Origin of the sequence: Komagataeibacter swingsii, from assembly GCF_003207895.1 — a bacterium.
Classification (GTDB): domain Bacteria; phylum Pseudomonadota; class Alphaproteobacteria; order Acetobacterales; family Acetobacteraceae; genus Komagataeibacter; species Komagataeibacter swingsii.
In genome coordinates, this window is the sequence record NZ_NKUB01000037.1 from 1 (window position 1) to 20,979 (window position 20,979).

The following is a 20,979-nucleotide window of genomic DNA, read 5'->3' on the forward strand; positions in this document are numbered from 1 at the left end:
CCGCATCAGCTCCAGATTGGCTTCGCTCTGTGGCACAGGCCGATAGTAGACGCCCGACCGGTTGAGTTGCAGCAGCGTGCATTGCCGGATTATCGGCAGGCATGCTCTCTTCGGGTCAATCATCTGCCGCCTCTGATCACGCCCAACCGAGCAGAGGCATCCCGCAAAAAATCCCGTTCCACCAGCAACTGGCCGATCTTGGCATGCAGTTTCTCTACATCAGCAGGGCTGACTGAAGGTTCCGTTACTGACTTACCAGAAAAAAGGCTTGCCATGCCTTCGATCGCCTGGCGCTTCCATTGGGCGATCATCGTCTGATGCACGCCATGTTTCGACGCCAACTCCGCCAGCGTCAGTTCGCCACGGATCGCCTCCAGGGCAACCCGTGATTTGAACTCCGCCGCATACCGTTTCCGCGTAACCTTGCCCATAAAACCCGTCCTCGTTCAGGCCAGATGATAGCTTATCGCCCTGTCCGAAAAATGGGGACCACTTCTAAAGGTCATGGCACTGGCCCAGGCCCGTAAAATTGACGCCATTCTGGTGACGGAGCTGTCCCGCTGGGGGCGTTCGACCATTGATCTCATCTCCACGCTTCAGGAACTGGAGAGTTATCGTGTTTCCCTGATCGCCATGACAGGGATGATGTTCGACCTGGCGACGCCACATGGGCGGATGCTGGCGACGGTTCTGGCTGGGATTGCGGAGTTCGAACGGGATCTGATTAGCGAGCGGGTGAAGTCTGGTCTGGCTGCTGCCAGGGCACGCGGGAAGGTTCTCGGTCGACAGAAAGGAGAGCGGCCGAAGTCTGACCGTCTGGCTCCGAAGGTTCTGGCGTTGGTGGCGGAAAAGCGGAGTTATCGGTGGATCGCCCGCGATCTGGGAATCAGCAAGAACACTGTTGCTGCCATTGTGCAGAGAGATAAGATGAGGCCTTATCTTCCCTCGTAAAAAGTGTATACAGGTATAAGATTATACGTGTAGAGGTGTAGCATGAAGGTTCTTGCTGTTCTTTCGCAGAAGGGCGGTGTCGGAAAAACGACGCTTGCAACCTGTCTCGCTGTCGCGGCTGAGCAAGCGGGTAAGGTTGCTGCTATTATTGATTTGGACCCACAGGCGACAGCCTCTTTCTGGAAAGACGTACGCCAGCTCGATACACCGGCTGTAGCTTCAATTCAGCCGATACGTTTGCCTGCAATGCTCAAAGCCTGCGCGGATGCGGGTACTGATCTTGTGATTATCGACGGAGCTGCTGTTGCGCGTGATGTAGCTTATGAAGCGGCGCGGCATGCTGACTTCGTTCTCATTCCGACGAAGACGGCCGTGTTCGATACAATGAGTATGACACACACATTGGATGTGGTTCGTCAGCTCGATAAAGCGTTCGCTGTCGTTTTAACTTTTGTGCCCCCCCAGGGGCAGGAGACAGGGGATGCCATTAAGGCCGTGACCGAATTGGGGGCAACGGTCTGTCCGGTGACAGTAGGAAACCGCAAGGCATTTTTCCGTGCACAGGCGGCGGGACAGGCTGTGCAGGAATTCGAAGCACATGGGCCAGCAGCAAACGAAATTAAGCGCTTATACGAGTATACAGATATACAATTATACAAAAATCGGGAGGTAGTGTGATGGCGAAAAGCAATACGCTACAAGCGATGCTTGATCGCGCCAAAGGTAGTGGTGAGGCAATGCCAACCCCTTCCCCGAAGCCAGATATATCATCCCGTAAACCTACGCTGAATGGTCGTAAGGGGACCAAGTTGATCGGTGGGCATTTTTCTCCTGAAGTCAGCACCCAGCTTCGTATTATCGCGGCCGAAGAGGGAACGACGGTTCAGAGTTTGCTTGGAGAAGCACTGGACGATCTGTTTGTGAAGAAAGGACGAAGCAGGATCGTTAGCGGGTAAGTATACATTTATACACGTATACAACTATACACGTAGGCTGTGTCTAGCGTATAGGGTTGCGTTTGTGTCGGTTGCGGCAGAATCCGACAAATGCGGCACTGGGGTTTTGCAACTCTGGTTGTCCGCTATCATTCCACCATGACACCCATTCATCATAGAGTGCGTAGACATCATATCCTGGAGCAACTCCTCTAGCGTCATGGAAACCCTCGGGATCGACAAATGGTTTCTGGAGCTTTGGCGCTATTACCTTGACGGTGTCCATCGTTTCCCGATTACGGAAAGTAACTGTGTTGCTGTTTATTTCGACAGCATAATCAGGCAAGTGGTTATTGATTGCCAAGTCACGGAGCATTGAGCGAAATACGCGGATATGGCTACTGGCCCCCGTTTTTTTCTGTAAAATTTCTATAGAAACAACCCATTTTTCCTGAGCGCCACAATGCTTACGTGCAAGTTCGTATATTCTCCGTTCAAGTGGTTTGCGCAAACGGAAATAATCGCGATGTAATGTCAGTACACTTCGGCCTTCGATCATTCTGAATAGCCATTCGGATAGCGTTACCTTGATTTCGGACATTTGTCCGGAATTGGTCTTACGGACAATTCGCCATTCATTGATAAGGCCAAAGCCTTCGGTGATTTCTTCTCCATCAGCTTTGATGTTGGTGGTGATCCGTGTGCCTGCTAAGCGCTCAAATGCGCTCCGAAGCCGCTTATAGCCATCACCATCGGTTTGACGATTGGTCCACACCAATAAATCGCGTGCGGTAAGGTGGAGAGTTCGATTTGGCTGCTCACCTTGATTCATTTTCGCGATAAGCTGCGAAATGCAATAGATAAGGATATCCTTGTCATGGATCGTCGCGAGTCCTTTGACGCTCGGAACGATTTCAACTGTATTGCCATTGTGCTCGTATCGGAAAATGCGTCGATCAGGTTTAGTGGCAAGCGAGAAAATTGGATGTTCCATCGAGGCCATATCATCTTTGGGGATGGCATCAAGGACATCACAAATAAAAAGATCTGGTGTCGGATATCGTTCCGGAAGTAGAACTGAACGTCCATCAACATTCGGGGTTTCACTGACGGTAAGTGCCAGTTCGGGGTTTCGTTGACGGGTTGCTTTGATTCGGGGTTTCATTGACGATCAGTTTAGGTTCGGGGTTTCATTGACGCAAGAGCTAGATTCGGGGTTTCGTTGACGCAGATTCGGGGTTCTGGAGTCACTAGATTCGGGGTTTCGTTGACGCAAGCTGCTCCAAAACACTGTTTTTGTATTTTATTTTCAGTCAGTTATGTGTTTGTGGAAAACCCTTAACACTACTATTAACACATAAATTAACACTCTAAGCCTGTGGATAACTTTTCATTCTCTGCAATTTCCAGCCAAATTGAACCCAAGCACCGCCTCTTGAGGGCTACGCCCCGCCGGCTCGCGGCCTACGGCCGCCCCGATCGCGCTTCGCGCGATCTCCCACCCGGCATCCCCCTGCTCGCCCTTTCAGGGCTGCGCTAAACGGACACGCCTACGGCGCGAAATCATAATCTGACGATGCGTTCCCGCATCGTCTCTCTACCAGCACCTTCCTCTCCCGCGTCGGCGCCTTCAGCGCCCTACGGGGCTCCCGCTCCGCGCTCGCCCGACGCCTGCAACACCAGAAAACCGGACAAGACTGTAATCTGGTCAAGACGCACCGGTGTTCAGGCGATCATTCAGCGGCTCACGTGTTGCAGTATGTCCGCCAGACGCCACAGGATGGCCGTACAGACGTTCCCGTGTGTTTTTGTGGACGGCTACGCGAATTACGCTTTGTACGGCCTCCCAGGACGCGCTACGAGCTTTATCCGGGATTGGTAGGCTGGCGATTTCCTGTTCGCCTGTCCGAGCGTCACCCTCCCGATTTTCTGGCAGAAAATACGGGTTTCCTGTATATTCCAGATAATCCGTCATATCTGGAGCGTGCTCCATGAAAGCGTTTCCAGCGAGCGCCCTGACCCGCAATGCCGGCGATCTTTTCGAAGCAGCCGCCGTTGCGCCTGTAGTCATCACCAGGGACCACAAGCCGCGTTTCGTCATCATGTCCGTGGACCATTATGATGCCCTGCTCAGAAAGCAGCAGGGCATCGAAGACGTTCCGGAGAAAGGGTCATCGTCATGAAGGACGGTCCCGATAGCAACACCAATCCCAGGATACTGCCACAGAAGCGGTCCTGGCAGCTGCTCGTGGTCGGGGACGGGGGAACCCTGCTGACACAGCAGGATATCGAATCCCTGACGCGCATCCTCGATCTTCTGCCGTATGTCGCCGGCCTCGACATCACCACCTCGGCCGGCTCCGCACGCGTATCCCGAGATGTCCCAGGCAATTACATCCAGCAGGCAGACCAGATCCTGGCCGGGATGTTTACGCGCAATCCCGATGTGACGGGCATAACCTTTCCGGCCACGCATGGCAGGGCCGCTCATACGGCGACAGCTGATGATCCGCATGTGCTCCCTCATGACAGGGCGCTCACCGCAATCATGGATGCTCGTCAGCATGGAGAGATCACAGCTGATGAAATGATCGCCCAGATCCGGCAGGCAGGTTCCTGAGCATCCGCACCAGCGGTGCAATGGTGTATGAGGACCCGCTATTTATGGGTAGGTGCAATGTCGGCCTCGGGTATGTCGATGGGTCGTCACAAGGGTAGCCGTAGGGTCGTGAAACGGTCGTTCCATCAATGCGTCAGGGATAGTCGTGACCATTGCGCTCTGCGTCACCTTCCTGCGGTGTGCGAGAGCGTCCCCCTTATTGCCCGGGTTGTGGCAGGGGGAGCGGGTTATCCGTGCCGAGACTGGCGGCCCATGCCTTCATGGTTTCCGTACTGAGCCTCGACCTGGGCGAGGGGCCAGCGTATGGCTTCGTCCTTCCAGGCTTCCCTGTCATCGTGATCGGTATGATCCGTCTTCATGTCCCGTTTCTCCCGGTCTGGACCTTCAGGCCAGTTTCGGCCTGCGTCCGCGTTTCTTCTCTGGCAGGCGCGTGACCGGAACTTCAGGTTCCGGTGTCGCCTTGATGGTCCGCCCCAGTCCGATTTCCTGTGCCAGGGTAGCCCGTTGTGCTGAATAGGATGGGGCAGTCATCGGGTAGCTTTCCGGCAGGCCCCATTTTGCCCGATATTGCTGGGGCGTCAGGCCATAGACGGTGTGAAGGTGACGCTTGAGCATCTTCATTTTTTTTCCGTCCTCCAGGCAGACGATGTAATCCGGGAACACGGATTTTTTCACGGGCACGGCCGGCACCAGATCCGGTGTTCTGGTCGTCACCTGTCCCAGACTTCCGAGCGCCTGAAACACCGTGGCGATGAGGCCGGGCAGGGTATCCGACGGAACCGTGTGACTGCTGACATAGGCTGTGACAATCCGGGTCGTAAGCTCGCGCACTGTGTCAGCTCCGGATGATCGTGTCTTGTGGTTGGTCATGGTCACGTCTGCCTGTTGTCCTGTCCTGTCCTGTCCTGTTCCCGGTGCCTGTCGAAGGCATGAAAGCCTGAAGCAGGCCGGAAGAGGATCGGCAGGACAACAAGGAGCAAAAACAGTTTTTGCATCATGATTTTTCCTGTGCGGGTCCTTTTTCAAAAGCGCGCAGGAAAGCGTCGATATCGTCGCTCATCAGGAGGAGCAGCCGTTCTCGTATCAATGTTTCAGGCCAGTCCCACCAGGCTACTGCAAGCAGACGCTCGATGGTCTTTTCGGGGAAGCGGTATTTGATGACACGGGCCGGGTTGCCGCCCACGATGGCATATGGCGGCACGTCCTTGGTCACCACGGCCGCCGTGGCGATGATCGCGCCTGATCCTATGGTGACACCCGACATGATATTGGCCCGTGCGCCGATCCAGACGTCGTTGCCAATGACGATATCTCCCTTGGTGGAATGGTCATCGGTTGCATCAGCCGCTTCGGGCCAGAAATTGCACTGGTTCTTGAACGGGTAGGTGGTGATCGTATCCGGTCGGTGATTGCCCAGGATCATCAGCACCTCGCGGGCAATGGAGCAGTATTTACCGATCTTCAGGCCGGCATATTCGGCTTCTATGATGATGGGAGAACCCTTGGCACCATATGTATGGTCGCCGATGTCCCAGCCCCACTCTTCGATCTCATGGGCAAGGGTGTAACGTAGGAGCAGAGAAAAGGCGTTCTTGCCGTAATACATGGGCCTCGGTTCTCCCGTTCTGGTTCAGGGTTTCGTTTGCATTCGATAGCGGACAGATCAGATGATCGTGTTTCGTCGTCAGTCCTGTTCTCGGTCCCTGTCGAAGGCATGAAGCCCCGCGCGCCTCCAGCGTGTTTTCAGGTCAACCGGAGCAGTATCATTGCTGCCCTGGAGCTGTCCTGCAATATCCAGAAAAGCCCCGAGCAGGGTGGCGCGGTCATCATCGGTCAGATCGACCAGTCCCGCCTTCTGGACCAGGCCGCCCAGTTCGATCAGATGATGAGTGCGTTCCCGTCGCGCCTTCGCCCAGTCGCGCATGTCGGTGCGTGCCTTTCGTGCCTGATGGCGATGGATCAGGGCTGTCTGCTTCCTGATCCGTCTTTCAAGCGCCAGCAGATCCATTCTGATCGTTTCCGGTTCCTTTCCGGCCGCCCTTTTTTGCGCCGGCCTGAAAGAATGCCGTTCCCCGTTCGGTCCACCTCGCAACGGCTTCGGGTTTTCCGTCCGCCTGTTCGACAGCCGCAAGTAGTACCCCGGCCAGAGCCTCGATCGACAGGGTATCGGCTCCCGTCGCCTCGACCAGTTCACCGAGCTGGATGGTTCTTTGCGCCTTAAGCTGCTTCGCCTTTTCCTGAAGCGCCTTCAGTTCCGCATCAATGTCCCGTGGCCTGCGCATTTCCAGTCCTCTGTCCTGCTGGTCTGTGCCATACTCTACCACACAGGCGAGAACCGCGTCACTCATCCAGAACAATCAACCCTTGTGGCGCAGTAAAATGTGAGTGCGCGCTTATACGTCATTTCATGACGTGCGCTTAAATGATGTGATAGGATCGCGCTCATGGCGATCTATCACCTGCATGCAAAGGTCATCAGCCGCGCCACCGGCCGGAGCGCCGTGGCGGCAGCGGCCTATCGCGCGGCATCCCGCCTGCATGACGTGCGGCTGGATCGCGACCATGACTTTTCCAACAAGAGCGGCGTGGTGCATTCCGAGATCCTGCTGCCCGATGGCGCGCCGGAGCGGTTTCTCGATCGTGCGACCCTATGGAACGAGGTCGAGGCGATCGAGAAGCGCAAGGATGCCCAGCTTGCCCGCGAGGTGGAGTTTTCAATCCCGCGCGAAATGACCCAGGCGCAGGGGATCGCGCTGGCACGGGATTTTGTGCGGGAGCAGTTCGTGGAACGCGGCATGGTGGCCGATCTCAATGTGCATTGGGATATTGGCGAAGATGGACAGGCGAAGCCCCATGCGCATGTGATGCTGTCCACGCGGCGGATTGAAGTCAGAACCGGAGAGGCTGTGCATGGAAGACGAAACGGAATCTCGCATCCTGAACGAAGCGGCAGGGGCGCATACGACTTCGCGCCGGATCCTGGACCTGATGGAGCAGAAAGGGGAGGACGATCCGCTCAAGCTCATGATCCGTCTGCTGACAGAGATCCGGGAGACGCAGCGCGGCATCCTGCTGAAGCTCTCGACGCTGGAGAAGCGCTTGCAGCGGCTGGAAGAACAGCGCGACTGATTGCTGCGGCACGGCTGCGGCATGAAGGTCTGGGGCTGGCGCAGAATCAGCCTTCCATCGGGTTCGGTGCGAAAGAGCGTTCGTGGAATGACAGGGATCTGCTGCTGACGTGGCGGGAGCGGTGGGCGTCGCTTGCCAATGAACGGTTGGCCGAGCTGGACCTGGATGTGCGGATCGATCATCGGTCCTTCGCGGCACAGGGGATCGACCTTGAGCCGCAGAACAAGATCGGTCCAGCCGGGATGCGTCGGGAAGAGCGGGGGGAGGATGCGGAACGGGTTGCCGACCATCTGGAGATCGCGCGGCGCAATGGTGAAAGGTTGCTGGCCGAGCCGCATGTGGCGCTGGAGGCGCTGACGCGACAGCAGAGCACGTTTACCCGGCGGGACCTGGCGCGGTTCGTGGACCGGCACACGGCGGACGCAGAACAGTTCAGTGCTGTCATGGTTCGGGTGGAGGCGTGTCCGGAGCTGGTCGCCCTCGGGAAAGACGGTCATGGGCGGGAGCGGTTCTCCACGCGCGCGATGATCGGGGTCGAGCAGCGTCTGGAAGAGGCATCGTTCGCGATGGGGCAGTCCCAGGGTCATGCGGTGCCGCTGGCAGTGCGTCGGGCGGCGATGGCGCGGGATGGGCTTGGGGATGAGCAGGCGCTGGCGGTGGGCGAGGTCACGAAGTCCCGCGACCTGTCTGTGGTGGTCGGTTATGCCGGGACGGGGAAGAGCACCATGCTGGGTGTGGCCCGTGAGGCGTGGGAAGAGGCCGGGTATCGGGTGCGCGGGGCGGCGCTGTCGGGGATCGCGGCGGAAGGTCTGGAAGCGGGGGCCGGGATCGAAAGCCGGACGTTGGCCTCCCTGGAGCGTGCGTGGGCGCGTGGGTTCGACCTGCTGGAGCGCGGGGACGTGCTGGTGGTGGATGAGGCCGGCATGGTGGGGTCACGGCAGATGGAGCGGGTGCTGTCGGCCGCGCGCGAGGCCGGAGCCAAGGTGGTGCTGGTGGGCGATCCCGAGCAGTTGCAGGCGATCGAGGCTGGTGGTGCGTTCCGGGCGGTGGCCGAGCGGGTCGGGTCGGTGGAAATCACGACGGTGCGCCGGCAGCGTGAAGACTGGCAGCAGGCGGCCACGAAGGAGCTGGCGACCGGGCGGACGGATAGGGCGCTGGAGCGCTATGAGACGGCTGGCCTGGTGCGCGGTCATGACACGCTGGAAGAGGCGCGGGCCGGGGTGGTGGCCGGGTGGGATGAAGCCCGGCAGGCCGCGCCAGAGGAAAGCCAGATCATGCTGGCGCACCGGCGTGTCGATGTGCGGGCGCTGAACGAGGCGGCGCGGGAGATCCGGCGGGAGGCGGGTGAGCTGGGTGACGACGTGCTGGTGTCGACCGCCCAGGGCGAGCGGATGTTCGCGGACGGGGAGCGTGTCTACTTCCTGCGTAATGACCGGGAGCTGGGGGTGAAGAACGGTACGCTGGGCACGGTGCGGGGCATCGTGGGGTCGCCTGATGCCGGGGATCTCGTGCTGTCGGTGCAGCTCGACGGGCCGGGTGGGACCGGGCGTGGCCGGGTCGTATCCGTGTCGGTGGCGGATTATGACGCGCTGGATCATGGCTATGCGGCCACCATCCACAAATCGCAGGGTGTGACGGTGGACCGGGCGCATGTGCTGGCGACGGGAAGCCTGGATCGGCACGGGGTCTATGTGGCGCTGTCGCGGCATCGGGAGAGCGTGTCCGTCCATTGGGGCCGGGATGACGTGGGCGACCGGGACGGGCTGGTGCGGCGGCTGTCGCGCGAGCGGCTGAAGGATACCACGCTGGATTACCCGCAGGTCCGGGATCGGGATGCCGGGTTTGCGCGACGACGCGGGCTGCATGTCCCCGAGAGCGAGATCGTGGTGGGGCGTGAGAAGGCTGCCTCTGGCCCCCAGAAGGACAGGCAGGCCGAAGCTGTCCGTACGCCAGATCCGGCACCGGCACAGCGGAAGCGTGGGATGTTCGACGGGCTGGACCTGTCCGTGAGGCTTGGTCGTCGCACATCGGAAAAAGACGTGTCGGCCGGGATGAATGCCGGGGCCAGTAAGGGGGAAAGTGGGGTTGAGCGTGAAGCTCCCGCCTCGCCCTTTGCCGGGTTGCGGCTGCCGCGTGTGCAGCGCGCGCAGGTGCCGGCCGGGCTGGACGGGTTTATACCGGGGAGTGACCCGCTTCAGCAGGCGGTGGAGCGGTATGCGCGGGCCTGGGTGGATGCCGAGCGCATGGTGCGCCAGGAGTTGCCCGTGCTGGAGCATCAGAAGAAGGCGCTGTTTGAAGCCGGGCGGGATCTGGAACGGGTCCGGCGTGGTGGTGAGGCGGATCTGCGGGCGGCGCTGAAGCATCAGCCGGAGATCCGGCAGGCGCTATATGGTCTGGAAGGTCCGGCACGGGCGCGCAAATTGGTCGAGGGGCTGGAGCATGAGGACAGGGTGCGGAAGAGTCCGGATCTGCGGGCAGCGCGGTTTGTGAAGGCCTGGGACGGGCTGAGCCGGGAGCAGCAGGGTGTGGCGCTGAAGGAGCTGAAGCGGGATGCGCAGCTTGAGTCCATTCTGCGGGAGAAAAGCCGCGAGCTGGGCATCCGGAAGGGATCGACGCTTGATCACGGGTTGCATCCCCATCAGCGGGAGCAGGCCCTCTCACGCTCCAGGTCGCGCGGTATGGATATGGGGATGTAATCTGCTTGAGAGAGGAGATGTTGATGTGTATAATTTTCACTGGAGATACACATCATGCGAACCAACATCATTATTGACGATACCCTCATGACAGATGCGCTGAAGGCGTCTGGCGTCAAAACCAAGAAAGAAGCCGTCGAACTCGGATTGCGGACGCTGATCAAGTTGAATCAGCAGCGGCAACTGCGTTCCATGAAGGGCAGGCTGGAGTGGCGGGGTGATCTCGACGCCATGCGTTCCGACGTATGATTCTGGTCGATTCATCGGTCTGGATCGATTTTTTCAGGGGTACGGTGACGCCACAGGTTGATGCTCTGGACCGGTTGCTGGGAGAGGAACTGGTCGCCATTGGGGATCTGATGATGACGGAAGTTCTTCAGGGATTTGCGAGCGAACGGGATTTCAACAAGGCGCGGAGACTGCTTGGCGCTCTGGATCTGGTGGAGATCGGGGGGCGTGATGTCATGATCGAGGCAGCACGATATTTCCGTGACCTGCGTGCCAGAGGCATCACCATCCGGAAAACCATTGATACCCTGATTGCCACACGATGTATCGTAAGCGGGTATCGGCTCCTTTACAGTGACCGGGACTTTGATCCGTTTGTGACACATCTGGGGCTGGAACGGGTTGTCTGATTTCGGCGCGGTGACTGGAGAGGACATGCAGAAAAAAGAAGAGGCCGTTCGGCTGGGATCGCTTCTGGGGGCCATCGGTCGTGAGGCCGGTGTGCGTGATCAGGATATCGCGGTCTTGCAGACCCGCGATCAGACCCCGGCCGAGGCAATGTCCTTCGAATGATCCTGCTGCTTGATACCAACGTGATCATGGAGACGAGGAGGCCCGTCCCGGAGCAGCGTGTTCTGGCCAGCCACGACGTGTCGCCTTTCGAGGCGGCTGGTGTGCGGGTTTTCAATCTGTGGGGGGATATCTGATGTCCGAGACAGATCCAGCAGCGCGCGCGTTTGAGGACCTGTGCGCCGAAATGACGGTACTCCGGCGGAGCGTGGAAGCGTTGCCGCAGGCGTGGCGGGACAATCGGCCCCCGGATTACACGGAGGATCTGGCCCGTGTCGTGAAGGCCATGAATGCAGTCGGTGCACGAATGGAGGCGATCGAGGCCAATCCGACGCTGAAGATGACGCCCCAGGCGTATGGGCAAGGGATTCGTCAGGCCGGGATTTCTGCCAGTCAGGAGATGCAGACAGCGTTTCAGAAAGCGATAGGTGAGGTTCAGGGGGAACGTCGGGTTCTTGCCAATATCATTGGTCAGTCCCGTCAGCAGGATCGTCAGAACTGGTGGCTGTTAGGGGTGGGGCTTGCCTGTCTTGTTGCAGGGATCGGGTTGTCGCCTGTTTTGGCGTATCTCCTGCCATCTTCTGTCGGGACGCGAGTGGCATCCTTTATTGTTGGGGAGAAAGATCGCTGGAACTCTGGGGCCATGATGATGGCGGTCAGCAATCCTGAAGGCTGGCAACGTGTACGTGAGGACAGCCAGCTGGTTGAGGCCAACAGAGACAGGATCGCAGCCTGCCAGAAAGCGGCATCGGGTCAGGAAAAAACTCAGAAACCCTGTGTCATCATTGTTTCGGCAGAGCAGGAATAGTCTTCAGGGGATAAAAGCCGACAGCAGAATATGACATGTCAAAGAAACCGGATTTCTTTGACGGATCATTCTGACGTGTTAGAAAAAACACATATTGCTACCACGTCAGGATGTCATGTTAACGCCAACCTACCTTATTCGACCTTTGCCGCCTCAGACGGACATAGAAACGGTTCCGGTTCTCAGGGCGCTGGTCGAGGCCAATAAGGCTCTGGCGGAACTGAAGGGGCGGGCGGCAACTATTCCCAATCAGGGGATCCTGATTGATACGTTGGCTTTGCAGGAAGCCAAGGCGTCTTCGGAAATCGAGAATATCGTCACCACCCAGGATGAGCTTTTCCAGGCGGATCTGTTTCCCGAGGGGCCGGATTCAGTGGCGGCCAAGGAAGTCGCCCTCTATCGAGATGCCCTGCATCTGGGATTTCGACAGCTGAAGGAAACCGACGGGTTGATCCTGAACAAGGGGCTGATCGCGATTTTCCAGATGCTCAAGAAGCGGAATGATGGGTTTCGAAATACCCCGGGAACGGCCCTGAAGAATGAGCGCACGAGGGAAGTGGTCTTTGTGCCGCCGCAGGACGGGCGGGAGATTATCGGGCATATGTCGGATCTGGAGCGGTTCGTGAATGATGACGGGCTCTGTGACCTGGATCCACTCATCAAGATGGCCCTGATTCACCATCAGTTTGAGAGCATCCATCCCTTCCCCGATGGGAATGGCCGCGTCGGGCGGATCCTGAACGTGTTGTATCTGACCCGGACCGGTCTTCTGGATATCCCGATCCTCTACCTGTCGCGCTATATCACTCGCCACAAAGATGAGTATTATCATCTGTTACAGAAGGTGCGGGATGAAGGCGCATGGGAAGCGTGGATCCTCTACATGCTGCGGGCCGTAGCCGAGACATCCAAGATCACCTTGGAGCTGATTGAGGGCATGCGGGCGCAGATGGCCACCATGAAGCAGCGGATGCGGACGGAACTGCCCAAAATTTACAGCCAGGAGCTGCTGAACAACCTGTTCCGGCATCCCTACACGAAAATCGAGTATGTCCAGGCAGATCTGAACATCGCGCGTCAGACGGCAGGGAAATACCTCGACCAGCTCTCAGAGAAAGGCTTGCTGTCCAAGCACCGCTCAGGGCGGAGCAATTATTATATCAACGCACCTCTGGTCCGCCTCTTCCTGGAGGTGTCCGGTGGCGCATGAGGTGTATGATCTGTTTTTCGAAAATATGGAATTTTACGCATGAATCCCGTTGAGATTGAAGAAGCTGTCTCCCGGATTGCCGAGGCATCTTTTAATCCCGGGGAATTTCCTTTCGAGTTCTTGCAAGCGTTCGGAAACCGTGATGTTACGATCAAGCGGCTTCGCAAGGATAACCGCTCGGACATTCCCGGAGCGGTGCTCCAGCGCAACAACATCCATCTGGCCGTCTGTCCTGAGGGCCTGGTTGCCCAGACCTTTAACCTGCTCCGGGAAAGTCCCAAAACCCAGTCGGCCAAGGCGCGGTTTCTGCTGGCTACGGATGGGGTGACGTTTGAAGCAGAAGACCGCACGGAAGATGAGCACATTACGGATGTGTTCACGCATCTGGCTGATCGGTTCGGGTTTTTCCTGCCATTGGCGGGTATTACGACCGTCCAGAAGATCAAGAACAACCCGATCGACGTTAAGGCCACGTCACGCCTGAACCGTCTTTATGTCGAACTTCTGAAGGAAAATCCTGACTGGGCAACGGAAGAACGCCGCCACGACATGAATCATTTCATGGCGCGTCTCATCTTCTGCTTTTTCGCCGAGGATACCGGGATATTCCTGAACAATCTGTTTACCAGAACCATCCAGACCATGACGGAAGGGGCCACGGATCAGACGCATGAGGTCATGGCCGAACTGTTCCGGACGATGGATCTGGATACGCGCAATGACGATCGTGACAAGGGCGGGGTTAAATCCTGGGCCAGAGAGTTTCCGTATGTAAACGGGAACCTGTTTTCCGGGGCAACGGACTGCCCGAAATTCAATAAACTGGCCCGCACCTATCTTCTGCGTGCCGGTGAGCTGAACTGGGCGCAGATTAACCCCGATATCTTCGGATCCATGATCCAGGCTGTGGCCGATGAAGGAGAGCGTGGGGCTTTGGGGATGCACTACACCAGCGTGCCAAACATCCGCAAAGTGCTGAATCCCCTGTTTCTGGATGTCCTGCGTGAGGAACTGGAAAAGGCGGGTCAGAATACCCAGAAGCTGCATGCCCTGAAGGAGCGTCTGTCCGGCATTCGGGTGTTTGATCCTGCCTGTGGATCCGGCAATTTCCTGGTGATTGCCTATAAGGACATGCGGGACATTCAGAGCGAGATTGATGACCGGCTGAAGATAGAGCGGGCGGAACGGAAATCCGTCATCCCGCTGGCCAATTTCTATGGGATTGAGATCCGTGATTTTGCGGTGGAAATCGCGCGATTGTCGCTTCTGATCGCAGAATTCCAGAGTGACGAAATCCATATCGACCAGAAACAGGCCCGCCTGAATGTGCTGCCCCTGAAGGATACAGGGCATATCATCTGCGGGAATGCCCTGGAGAAGGACTGGTTTGACGTCTGCCCGCCTCAGAAAGGTTATGAAACCTATATCTGTGGCAATCCCCCGTATAAGGGCAGCACCTGGCAGTCAGCTGAGCAGAAGGCGGATCTGGAGCAGATTTTCGGGCGGCGTACGAAATCCTGGAAGTCTCTGGATTATGTTGCGGGCTGGTTCATGAAGGCTGCGGATTATGGCCAGAAAACAGGTTCTTCCAGCGCATTTGTGAGCACGAATTCCATCTGCCAAGGCCAGCAGGTTCCTATTCTCTGGCCTCTGATTTTTGGGATGAACTATGAGATCAGTTTTGCCCATACGTCGTTCAAGTGGGCCAATCTGGCGGCGCATAATGCGGGTGTAACTGTCGCTATCATTGGAATTGCGCCTGTTTCAGAGCGTCCCAAAATTCTCTTTTCTAATGGTGCGGATGGGAAAACGATCAGGCAGGAATCTGAGTATATCAATGCTTATCTTGCGTGTGGGAAAAATATAATAGTAAGCCCCATTTCAAAACCACAAGATAATCGCGGATTAATGGAGTGGGGTAATAAACCTACCGATGGTGGTAATTTGTTTTTTACATCAGAAGAACGTAACCGACTTTTAGAAAGTTATCCTTCTTCCGCACATTACATAAAGAAATTTCTTGGAGCACAAGAATTTATTCGTGGTGAGAGCCGATATTGCCTTTGGTTAGAAGATAGAGATCGTGATGCAGCGGAACGTATTCCAGAATTAAATCGCCGCATTCAGGCTGTTTCTAAGATGAGGTCAGAAAGTAAGGCTGCCGAAACCCGTCCAGCAGCTAAGTTCCCACATCGGTTTCGGCAAATACAGTCTGTGGCAAAGAATTACTCTCTTGTCGTGGCTAGAGTCAGTTCAGAAAATCGCGAATATCTGCCTGTTGGACTTGAAGATTATGATACAATTATCGGTGACAGAAATTTTGCTTTGTACGATGCCCCTCTTTGGAATATGGCCCTGATTGCTTCTCGCCTTCATTGGGTGTGGATTGGTACAGTTTGCGTTCGTATGCGTACGGATTTTTCATATTCTAATACTTTGGGCTGGAACACCTTTCCTGTTCCGACTTTGACGGAAAAGAACCGTGCTGATCTGACCCGTTGTGCCCAGGATATTCTTCTGGCGCGCGAGGCGCATTTCCCAGCCACGATTGCCGATCTGTATGATCCTGACAAAATGCCAGACAATTTACGGGCCGCTCATGATCGTAATGATGAGGTGCTGGAGCGGATCTATATCGGTCGGCGCTTCCGCAATGATACGGAGCGTCTGGAAAAGCTGTTCGACCTCTACAGCAAGATGATCGCCAAGAAGGGCGGCAAGACGAAAAAGAAGAAGGACGCTGCCTAAGCCATGACGATCAATCCGGTTATTCCCGCTGTTTCCCTTCGTACCGGCCAGACAGGGCAGTCTGCCAGGACCAATGAGCTGGGTATGCGCCCCATGCAGGAAGCGGTCTATGAGAAACGGGGTGAGCAGTATCTTCTCATCAAGTCACCGCCTGCTTCTGGTAAATCCCGTGCCCTGATGTTTGTTGCTCTCGACAAGCTGGCGCATCAGGGCGTGAAAAAAGCCCTGATCGTTGTGCCGGAACGCTCGATCGGGGGCAGCTTCATGAGCGAACCGCTGAGCAAATTCGGCTTTTGGGCAGACTGGGTCGTCAAGCCGAAATGGAATCTCTGCAACGCGCCAGGTTCAGATGAAGGACAGGTCGCACGGTCCAAGGTCAAAGCTGTTGGTGAGTTTCTGAACAGTGAAGATCAGACTTTGGTTTGCACCCACGCGACGTTCCGGTTCGCGGCGGAAGAACTGGGTATCGCGGCATTCGATGGGTGTCTGGTGGCGGTAGATGAATTCCACCATGTCAGCGCAGACCCGAAAAATAGGCTTGGATACTACCTCAATCAGCTGATTGCCCGAGATAAAACGCATATCATCGCCATGACCGGCTCCTATTTCCGTGGGGATGCCGTCGCCGTGCTGTCCCCGGAAGATGAAGGGAAATTCGAGACAGTCACCTACACCTACTATCAGCAGCTGAACGGGTACCAGTATCTGAAAGAGCTGGATCTGGGATATTATTTCTATACTGGCCCCTATCTGGATGCGATTGATCGGGTGCTGGACGGCACGCGTAAAACGATCGTGCATATTCCCAATGTCAATTCACGCGAAAGCACGACCCAGAAGCACAAGGAAGTCGAGCATATCCTGTCCGTCTTGGGAGACTGGGAAGGGGAGGATATAGAGACAGGCTTTCATCTGGTGCGTCGTGCCGATGGCCGGGTGCTGCGTATTGCCGATCTGGTGGAAGATGAGCCTGTCCGGCGCAACAAGGTTGTCGCTGCCCTGAAGGATCCGGCGCAGAAGAATAACCGAGATCATGTGGACATCATCATTGCGCTGGGGATGGCCAAGGAAGGGTTTGACTGGATCTGGTGTGAGCAGGCGCTGACGGTCGGATACCGCTCCAGCCTGACGGAGATCATTCAGATCATTGGCCGCGCCACCCGCGATGCACCAGGAAAGACGCGGGCTGAATTCATCAACCTGATTGCTGAACCGGATGCGTCCCAGGAAAAAGTGACGGATGCGGTCAATGACATGCTCAAGGCCATTGCCGCCAGCCTGCTTATGGAACAGGTGCTGACCCCGCGTTTCGAGTTTACGCCGAAGACCGCAGAAAGCGCGCCTCTGGATGGCTATGACTATGGGGAAGAAGGCTACAAGCCAAACGGAACGAATGTCGGGTTCAATGAGCAGACTGGTCAGTTCCATATGGAGATCAAAGGGCTGGTTTCTCCAAAAAGCCTTGAAGCGCAGCGGATCTGTCGGGAAGATCTGAACGAAGTTGTGGCGTCTTTTGTGCAGGACAAGCCTTCCTTGGAGCATGGTTTGTTCGATGAGGAAACAGCCCCCCAAGAACTGACACAGGTCAGGTTGGGGAAAATCATTCGGGATCGGTATCCCGAGCTTTCGGATGAGGATCAGGAGGCTGTGCGCCAGCATGCAGTGGCGGCATTCAATCTGACCCAGAAGGGACAGAAAGCAGCGGAAGAGATCACGCAGGCAGCCGGGGGAGAAGAGAAGATTGGTGGCAATACAGCCCTGATTGAGGGGATGCGGAAGATTGCCATGAATGTCCGGGATCTGGATATTGACCTGATTGATGCGATCAATCCGTTTGAGGAAGCCTACAAGATCCTGGCCAGGAGCATGAATGCACAGACCCTCAAACAGGTTCAGGAGGTTATTGCCAGTCGTCATATTGCTCTGACGATTGAGGAAGCCAGGGATCTGGCAAAGCGTGCGCTTCTGTTCAAAAAGGAACGTGGACGCCTTCCTGAGCTGACATCTCCCGATGCGTGGGAACGTAAGATGGCTGAAGGGGTGGCGGTTCTGGCGCGTAAGACGGCAGAGGAACGGGCGAATGGCTGAACTGAGCGATGAAGAGCTTCTGGCCGAACTTGGTGTCTCGCTTGAGGCTAAAAAGAAGGCTGCGCTGACAGCCGAGGAAGAGCGGATTATTGCCGGGTTTGAGGATATCTGCCGTTTCTATGAGGAACACGGGCATGCGCCTGCGCATGGAGAAGACAGGGATATCTTTGAGCGGCTTTATGCCGTGCGTCTGGATCGGATACGGGCTTTGGAAAAATGCCGGTCATTGCTGGCACAGCGCGATCCGCATGGGCTTCTGAGTGTTTCCGGGAAGGAGGCTGAGAGTCCTGATCCCGATACGCTGGACGATGATGCGCTTCTGGCGGAACTGGGCATTGAGGCCGAGCCCGCGGCTGAGTCCATCACTGTCCTGAAGCATGTGAAATCACGTGCAGAGGTGCGGGCAGCGGAAGAAATTGCCAGCCGGGAACCCTGCAAGGATTTTGAAATCTTCCGGCCTTTGTTCGCTCAGGTGCAGGAAGATCTGAAATCCAGCGTGCGGGAAACACGTCCCTTTGGGCAGGAAGCCGGTATTCGGCAGGGAGAATTCTTTATCCTGAAAGGGCAGATGGTTTATGTCGCGCATGTCGGGGAAGAGTTCGAGACAGAATACGGTCGCAGAGACAGCCGTCTGCGGGTCATCTACGACAACGGGACCGAAAGCGATGTTCTGCTGAGGTCGCTCCAGAGGGCTCTCTATAAGGATGAGGCGGGCCGCCGGATTACAGATCCGACAGTCGGACCTTTGTTCGGGACAACCGTTGAGCCGGATGATCTGGAAAGTGGCACGATCTATGTTTTGAGAAGTCTGTCAGATAACCCGTATATCGCGCAGCATCGTAATTTGATTCACAAGATCGGGGTGACGGGAGGCGATGTGAAAAAGCGGATCGCCAACGCCAAGCATGATGCAACCTATCTTCTGGCTGATGTGGAGGTCGTGGCGACCTATAAGCTCTTCAACATCAATCGTAAGAAGATGGAGAAGATCTTTCATAGGGTTCTGGCTCCAGCGCAGATTGATCTGACGATTCAAGATCGGTTCGGGCACCCAGTGCAGCCGAAAGAATGGTTTTTGGTTCCGATAGATATTGTGTCTCAAATAGTGGATAAAATGTCGGATGGAAGTATTGATGGTTTGATTTATGATCCAAAGACGGTTGGTTTGGTAAAAGTATAATAACTCCTCATCGACACTCTGAGTTGATAGCGGCCATTTAATTCTGATCATTGCCACAAAGCCAGACAACAAGATCTATATACGTGCTTGCTACAAAGTTCATGGAGCATGTATATTTCAGGTCTCAATCAGCGACTACGGCTATCAGTCCGCTTTTGGAGACATTCCCCTCAACGAACGGTGTTACGAATGCCACGCTTCAGCCCTCGAATGCAATCGACAGTCGTGTTTCTATTTGGGGATAATCCTCGAATAGATGGTTCGCGTGAGGTCTTAGGTAGTGGTGTTCTAATTGGGCACAACCATCCGCGCTATGATCCGCAACAGCAGTTCACCCGGGATACCTATGCTGTTACCGCCGCTCATGTTGTCAGGAGCGGTGGCTCTATAATTCGCTTAAACACTAAAGATGGTGGAAGTCGCTATATCGAATTAGATCCTTCTGAATGGACCTTCAGTGAAGTAGATGATGTTGCTGCTGTGGATATAACTGAGAGGATCAACGATGATGACGAGATCGTTGTCATGCATGACAGTTGGCTGGCTGATAAACAGGTCATCGACTATTACCAAATCGGCATAGGCGAAGACGGACTTGCACTCGGCTTATTCTCCAGTCTCCCTGGGACCAGACGTAATGTCATCACGGGACGCTTCGGTAATGTAAGTCTGATGGCCGATCCCGGAGCACTAATTAATTACGCTAGAACACTTCGGCCAGCGCATCTATTCGATATGAAGTCCCGGCCGGGTCTCTCAGGATCTCCGATTTTCGTTTACAGGACGCCATCCAGCGACTTACGGCTTATTGATCAAGGGCCACGCCACTTCGCCGATAACAATGAGTATTTGCAAACTCAGACCTATTGGCGGCAGCGGGAAAATACTTTTGTCAAATTGCTTGGCATTCACTCTGCTCAATACACTGACTCTGTGCAGGTAACGCGCGATCACGAATTAGCACATGAGGTGAACGAGCCCATTCGAGACGGAGACCATCTTCGTATACCGAATAGCATGTCGGTCGTGGTTCCGGCAGATTCAGTGAAGGTTCTACTTAGTAGCCAGTCGTTCGCTACTGTCAGAGAAAAGCGAAATAAAGATGTCGAGCCTTGTTCGGAGAGCCTTCTACTGGAGCGCACTATCTATTCTGGATGGCTGCCTAATCGCGGATATTAGATGCCTTTCAAGCGTTCTGGATTCACTTTGTATCCATCACCATCTGGACGGCTGCTTGTCAGCTCTCCTTGCCTAATAAGAGATGTTCCGCGCTTCCCTTCCATTTCTTCCATTCAAATTAGGTTGACCTAAACAGTCTATAGTCTGATTGGGACAACCCGAAGCCACGGTGTATCAAGGGCTGCATGGTGGTTTTTCCGGGAGAGTTCAAATGGGACAGCGCGCGGTCATCTATTGCCGGGTTTCCACGGCCGATCAGTCCTGCGTGCGCCAGAAGGACGAGCTGAAGCGGTTTGCTGAACGTGCGGGCTATGAAGTGCTGGACGTTTTCATGGAGACCGGCTCTGGCGTTCGAGTGGATCGGGCCGAGCGTCGAAATGAGGTGGACCCGTCCGTTCGGACAGTTTTGTGGGCTTGATAAGCTATACCCGGTTGTTGTTATGCCGCCCTTCTGACGGCGTTGCTGTTGGCCCTCTGGTCCGGGGTTAACCCCGGACCAGAGGGCGTCGGCACGTCATGATACGCCTCATCGGGCGTACGTCCAGCCAGCGCCGTATGCGGACGCCTTTCGTTATAATGGGCGATCCATCTGCCAAGCCCGGCCCTCAGCTCTGATCCGGTCTCGAACGCGTGCAGG

The 20,979-nt window shown here is 56.0% G+C and carries 21 protein-coding genes and 3 pseudogenes; 17 read left to right on the forward strand and 7 right to left on the reverse strand.

Going from position 1 to position 20,979, the window contains the following annotated elements:
• Positions 1-431, reverse strand: a pseudogene (locus tag CFR76_RS15570) (transposase); the annotation flags it as partial.
• Positions 432-498: 67 nt separating this feature from the next.
• Between CFR76_RS15570 and CFR76_RS15575 the strand changes: the two are divergent.
• From CFR76_RS15575 to CFR76_RS15585, 3 genes and pseudogenes are all read left to right on the forward strand, one after another.
• A pseudogene (locus CFR76_RS15575) lies at positions 499-951 on the forward strand (recombinase family protein); the annotation flags it as partial.
• Positions 952-993: 42 nt separating this feature from the next.
• Positions 994-1,629, forward strand: a complete 636-nt coding sequence (locus CFR76_RS15580; protein WP_086442358.1) for a nucleotide-binding protein — start codon at positions 994-996, stop codon at positions 1,627-1,629.
• The gene (locus CFR76_RS15585; RefSeq protein WP_244191980.1) at positions 1,629-1,907 is read left to right on the forward strand and encodes a ribbon-helix-helix domain-containing protein; all 279 of its coding nucleotides are present in this window, start codon (positions 1,629-1,631) and stop codon (positions 1,905-1,907) included. Before CFR76_RS15580 ends, CFR76_RS15585 begins: the two co-directional genes overlap by 1 nt.
• A 43-nt stretch (positions 1,908-1,950) precedes the next feature.
• Here the strand turns inward: CFR76_RS15585 and CFR76_RS15590 are convergent, their stop codons facing one another.
• On the reverse strand, positions 1,951-3,051 hold the full coding sequence (locus tag CFR76_RS15590; RefSeq protein ID WP_082084839.1) for a replication initiator protein A: 1,101 nt from the start codon (positions 3,049-3,051) through the stop codon (positions 1,951-1,953).
• A gap of 826 nt (positions 3,052-3,877) precedes the next feature.
• On the opposite strand from CFR76_RS15590, the gene CFR76_RS15595 reads away from it, so the two are divergent.
• Positions 3,878-4,069 (forward strand): type II toxin-antitoxin system Phd/YefM family antitoxin, encoded by a 192-nt coding sequence (locus tag CFR76_RS15595; RefSeq protein WP_110557783.1) that lies wholly within the window; start codon positions 3,878-3,880, stop codon positions 4,067-4,069.
• Positions 4,066-4,506, forward strand: a complete 441-nt coding sequence (locus CFR76_RS15600) for a hypothetical protein (RefSeq protein WP_110557784.1) — start codon at positions 4,066-4,068, stop codon at positions 4,504-4,506. The genes CFR76_RS15595 and CFR76_RS15600 overlap by 4 nt, the downstream gene beginning before the upstream one ends.
• Positions 4,507-4,890: 384 nt before the next feature.
• On the opposite strand, the gene CFR76_RS15605 is transcribed toward CFR76_RS15600, so the two are convergent.
• From CFR76_RS15605 to CFR76_RS15620, 4 genes are all read right to left on the reverse strand, one after another.
• The gene (locus tag CFR76_RS15605) at positions 4,891-5,376 is read right to left on the reverse strand and encodes a MucR family transcriptional regulator (protein ID WP_029336085.1); all 486 of its coding nucleotides are present in this window, start codon (positions 5,374-5,376) and stop codon (positions 4,891-4,893) included.
• Positions 5,377-5,500: 124 nt separating this feature from the next.
• Positions 5,501-6,112 carry a CatB-related O-acetyltransferase gene (locus CFR76_RS15610; protein WP_010512301.1) on the reverse strand — a complete coding sequence of 204 codons (612 nt, stop codon included), beginning with the start codon at positions 6,110-6,112 and terminating at the stop codon, positions 5,501-5,503.
• A 78-nt stretch (positions 6,113-6,190) separates the two neighbouring features.
• Entirely contained in the window at positions 6,191-6,430 is a 240-nt protein-coding gene (locus CFR76_RS15615) for a conjugal transfer protein TraD (protein ID WP_010512299.1), read from the reverse strand.
• 64 nt (positions 6,431-6,494) lie between these two features.
• Positions 6,495-6,854, reverse strand: a complete 360-nt coding sequence (locus tag CFR76_RS15620; RefSeq protein WP_208624020.1) for a conjugal transfer protein TraD — start codon at positions 6,852-6,854, stop codon at positions 6,495-6,497.
• Between the two features lie 96 nt (positions 6,855-6,950).
• Between CFR76_RS15620 and traA the strand changes: the two genes are divergently transcribed.
• From traA to CFR76_RS15670, 12 genes and pseudogenes are all read left to right on the forward strand, one after another.
• Positions 6,951-10,331 (forward strand): Ti-type conjugative transfer relaxase TraA, encoded by a 3,381-nt coding sequence (gene traA, locus CFR76_RS15625; RefSeq protein ID WP_110557785.1) that lies wholly within the window; start codon positions 6,951-6,953, stop codon positions 10,329-10,331.
• A 54-nt stretch (positions 10,332-10,385) separates the two neighbouring features.
• Positions 10,386-10,580, forward strand: coding sequence for a type II toxin-antitoxin system VapB family antitoxin (locus tag CFR76_RS15630; RefSeq protein ID WP_010516209.1), 195 nt, complete (start codon positions 10,386-10,388; stop codon positions 10,578-10,580).
• The gene (vapC, locus tag CFR76_RS15635) at positions 10,577-10,969 is read left to right on the forward strand and encodes a type II toxin-antitoxin system VapC family toxin (protein ID WP_048848569.1); all 393 of its coding nucleotides are present in this window, start codon (positions 10,577-10,579) and stop codon (positions 10,967-10,969) included. Before CFR76_RS15630 ends, vapC begins: the two co-directional genes overlap by 4 nt.
• 25 nt (positions 10,970-10,994) lie before the next feature.
• Entirely contained in the window at positions 10,995-11,132 is a 138-nt protein-coding gene (locus CFR76_RS15640; protein WP_026019313.1) for a hypothetical protein, read from the forward strand.
• Positions 11,129-11,266 carry a hypothetical protein gene (locus tag CFR76_RS17855; RefSeq protein ID WP_019088723.1) on the forward strand — a complete coding sequence of 46 codons (138 nt, stop codon included), beginning with the start codon at positions 11,129-11,131 and terminating at the stop codon, positions 11,264-11,266. Before CFR76_RS15640 ends, CFR76_RS17855 begins: the two co-directional genes overlap by 4 nt.
• Positions 11,266-11,937 carry a DUF6118 family protein gene (locus CFR76_RS15645; RefSeq protein ID WP_019088724.1) on the forward strand — a complete coding sequence of 224 codons (672 nt, stop codon included), beginning with the start codon at positions 11,266-11,268 and terminating at the stop codon, positions 11,935-11,937. The genes CFR76_RS17855 and CFR76_RS15645 overlap by 1 nt, the downstream gene beginning before the upstream one ends.
• 115 nt (positions 11,938-12,052) lie before the next feature.
• Entirely contained in the window at positions 12,053-13,147 is a 1,095-nt protein-coding gene (locus CFR76_RS15650) for a Fic family protein (RefSeq protein ID WP_110557786.1), read from the forward strand.
• Positions 13,148-13,186: 39 nt separating this feature from the next.
• On the forward strand, positions 13,187-15,895 hold the full coding sequence (locus CFR76_RS15655; protein WP_110557787.1) for a class I SAM-dependent DNA methyltransferase: 2,709 nt from the start codon (positions 13,187-13,189) through the stop codon (positions 15,893-15,895).
• A gap of 3 nt (positions 15,896-15,898) precedes the next feature.
• A complete protein-coding gene (locus tag CFR76_RS15660) occupies positions 15,899-17,983 on the forward strand; it encodes a DEAD/DEAH box helicase (RefSeq protein WP_110557788.1) in 2,085 nt (694 codons plus the stop codon).
• Entirely contained in the window at positions 17,976-19,163 is a 1,188-nt protein-coding gene (locus tag CFR76_RS15665; RefSeq protein WP_110557789.1) for a GIY-YIG nuclease family protein, read from the forward strand. Before CFR76_RS15660 ends, CFR76_RS15665 begins: the two co-directional genes overlap by 8 nt.
• A gap of 189 nt (positions 19,164-19,352) precedes the next feature.
• Positions 19,353-20,342, forward strand: coding sequence for a hypothetical protein (locus tag CFR76_RS17860; protein WP_146222707.1), 990 nt, complete (start codon positions 19,353-19,355; stop codon positions 20,340-20,342).
• 211 nt (positions 20,343-20,553) lie between these two features.
• Positions 20,554-20,718, forward strand: a pseudogene (locus CFR76_RS15670) (recombinase family protein); the annotation flags it as partial.
• Positions 20,719-20,780: 62 nt separating this feature from the next.
• Here the strand turns inward: CFR76_RS15670 and CFR76_RS15675 are convergent.
• Positions 20,781-20,979, reverse strand: a 199-nt coding sequence (locus CFR76_RS15675) for an integrase core domain-containing protein (protein WP_146222708.1), incomplete at its 5' end; no start/stop codon positions are given.

Coding starts and splice junctions, on each gene's coding strand:
- CFR76_RS15580 (WP_086442358.1), top strand. CDS start 994: ATGAAGGTTCTTGCTGTTCTTTCGCAGAAGGGCGGTGTCGGAAAAACG.
- CFR76_RS15585 (WP_244191980.1), top strand. CDS start 1,629: ATGGCGAAAAGCAATACGCTACAAGCGATGCTTGATCGCGCCAAAGGT.
- CFR76_RS15590 (WP_082084839.1), bottom strand. CDS start 3,051: ATGAAACCCCGAATCAAAGCAACCCGTCAACGAAACCCCGAACTGGCA.
- CFR76_RS15595 (WP_110557783.1), top strand. CDS start 3,878: ATGAAAGCGTTTCCAGCGAGCGCCCTGACCCGCAATGCCGGCGATCTT.
- CFR76_RS15600 (WP_110557784.1), top strand. CDS start 4,066: ATGAAGGACGGTCCCGATAGCAACACCAATCCCAGGATACTGCCACAG.
- CFR76_RS15605 (WP_029336085.1), bottom strand. CDS start 5,376: ATGACCAACCACAAGACACGATCATCCGGAGCTGACACAGTGCGCGAG.
- CFR76_RS15610 (WP_010512301.1), bottom strand. CDS start 6,112: ATGTATTACGGCAAGAACGCCTTTTCTCTGCTCCTACGTTACACCCTT.
- CFR76_RS15615 (WP_010512299.1), bottom strand. CDS start 6,430: ATGCGCGACTGGGCGAAGGCGCGACGGGAACGCACTCATCATCTGATC.
- CFR76_RS15620 (WP_208624020.1), bottom strand. CDS start 6,854: ATGAGTGACGCGGTTCTCGCCTGTGTGGTAGAGTATGGCACAGACCAG.
- traA (WP_110557785.1), top strand. CDS start 6,951: ATGGCGATCTATCACCTGCATGCAAAGGTCATCAGCCGCGCCACCGGC.
- CFR76_RS15630 (WP_010516209.1), top strand. CDS start 10,386: ATGCGAACCAACATCATTATTGACGATACCCTCATGACAGATGCGCTG.
- vapC (WP_048848569.1), top strand. CDS start 10,577: ATGATTCTGGTCGATTCATCGGTCTGGATCGATTTTTTCAGGGGTACG.
- CFR76_RS15640 (WP_026019313.1), top strand. CDS start 10,995: ATGCAGAAAAAAGAAGAGGCCGTTCGGCTGGGATCGCTTCTGGGGGCC.
- CFR76_RS17855 (WP_019088723.1), top strand. CDS start 11,129: ATGATCCTGCTGCTTGATACCAACGTGATCATGGAGACGAGGAGGCCC.
- CFR76_RS15645 (WP_019088724.1), top strand. CDS start 11,266: ATGTCCGAGACAGATCCAGCAGCGCGCGCGTTTGAGGACCTGTGCGCC.
- CFR76_RS15650 (WP_110557786.1), top strand. CDS start 12,053: ATGTTAACGCCAACCTACCTTATTCGACCTTTGCCGCCTCAGACGGAC.
- CFR76_RS15655 (WP_110557787.1), top strand. CDS start 13,187: ATGAATCCCGTTGAGATTGAAGAAGCTGTCTCCCGGATTGCCGAGGCA.
- CFR76_RS15660 (WP_110557788.1), top strand. CDS start 15,899: ATGACGATCAATCCGGTTATTCCCGCTGTTTCCCTTCGTACCGGCCAG.
- CFR76_RS15665 (WP_110557789.1), top strand. CDS start 17,976: ATGGCTGAACTGAGCGATGAAGAGCTTCTGGCCGAACTTGGTGTCTCG.
- CFR76_RS17860 (WP_146222707.1), top strand. CDS start 19,353: ATGCCACGCTTCAGCCCTCGAATGCAATCGACAGTCGTGTTTCTATTT.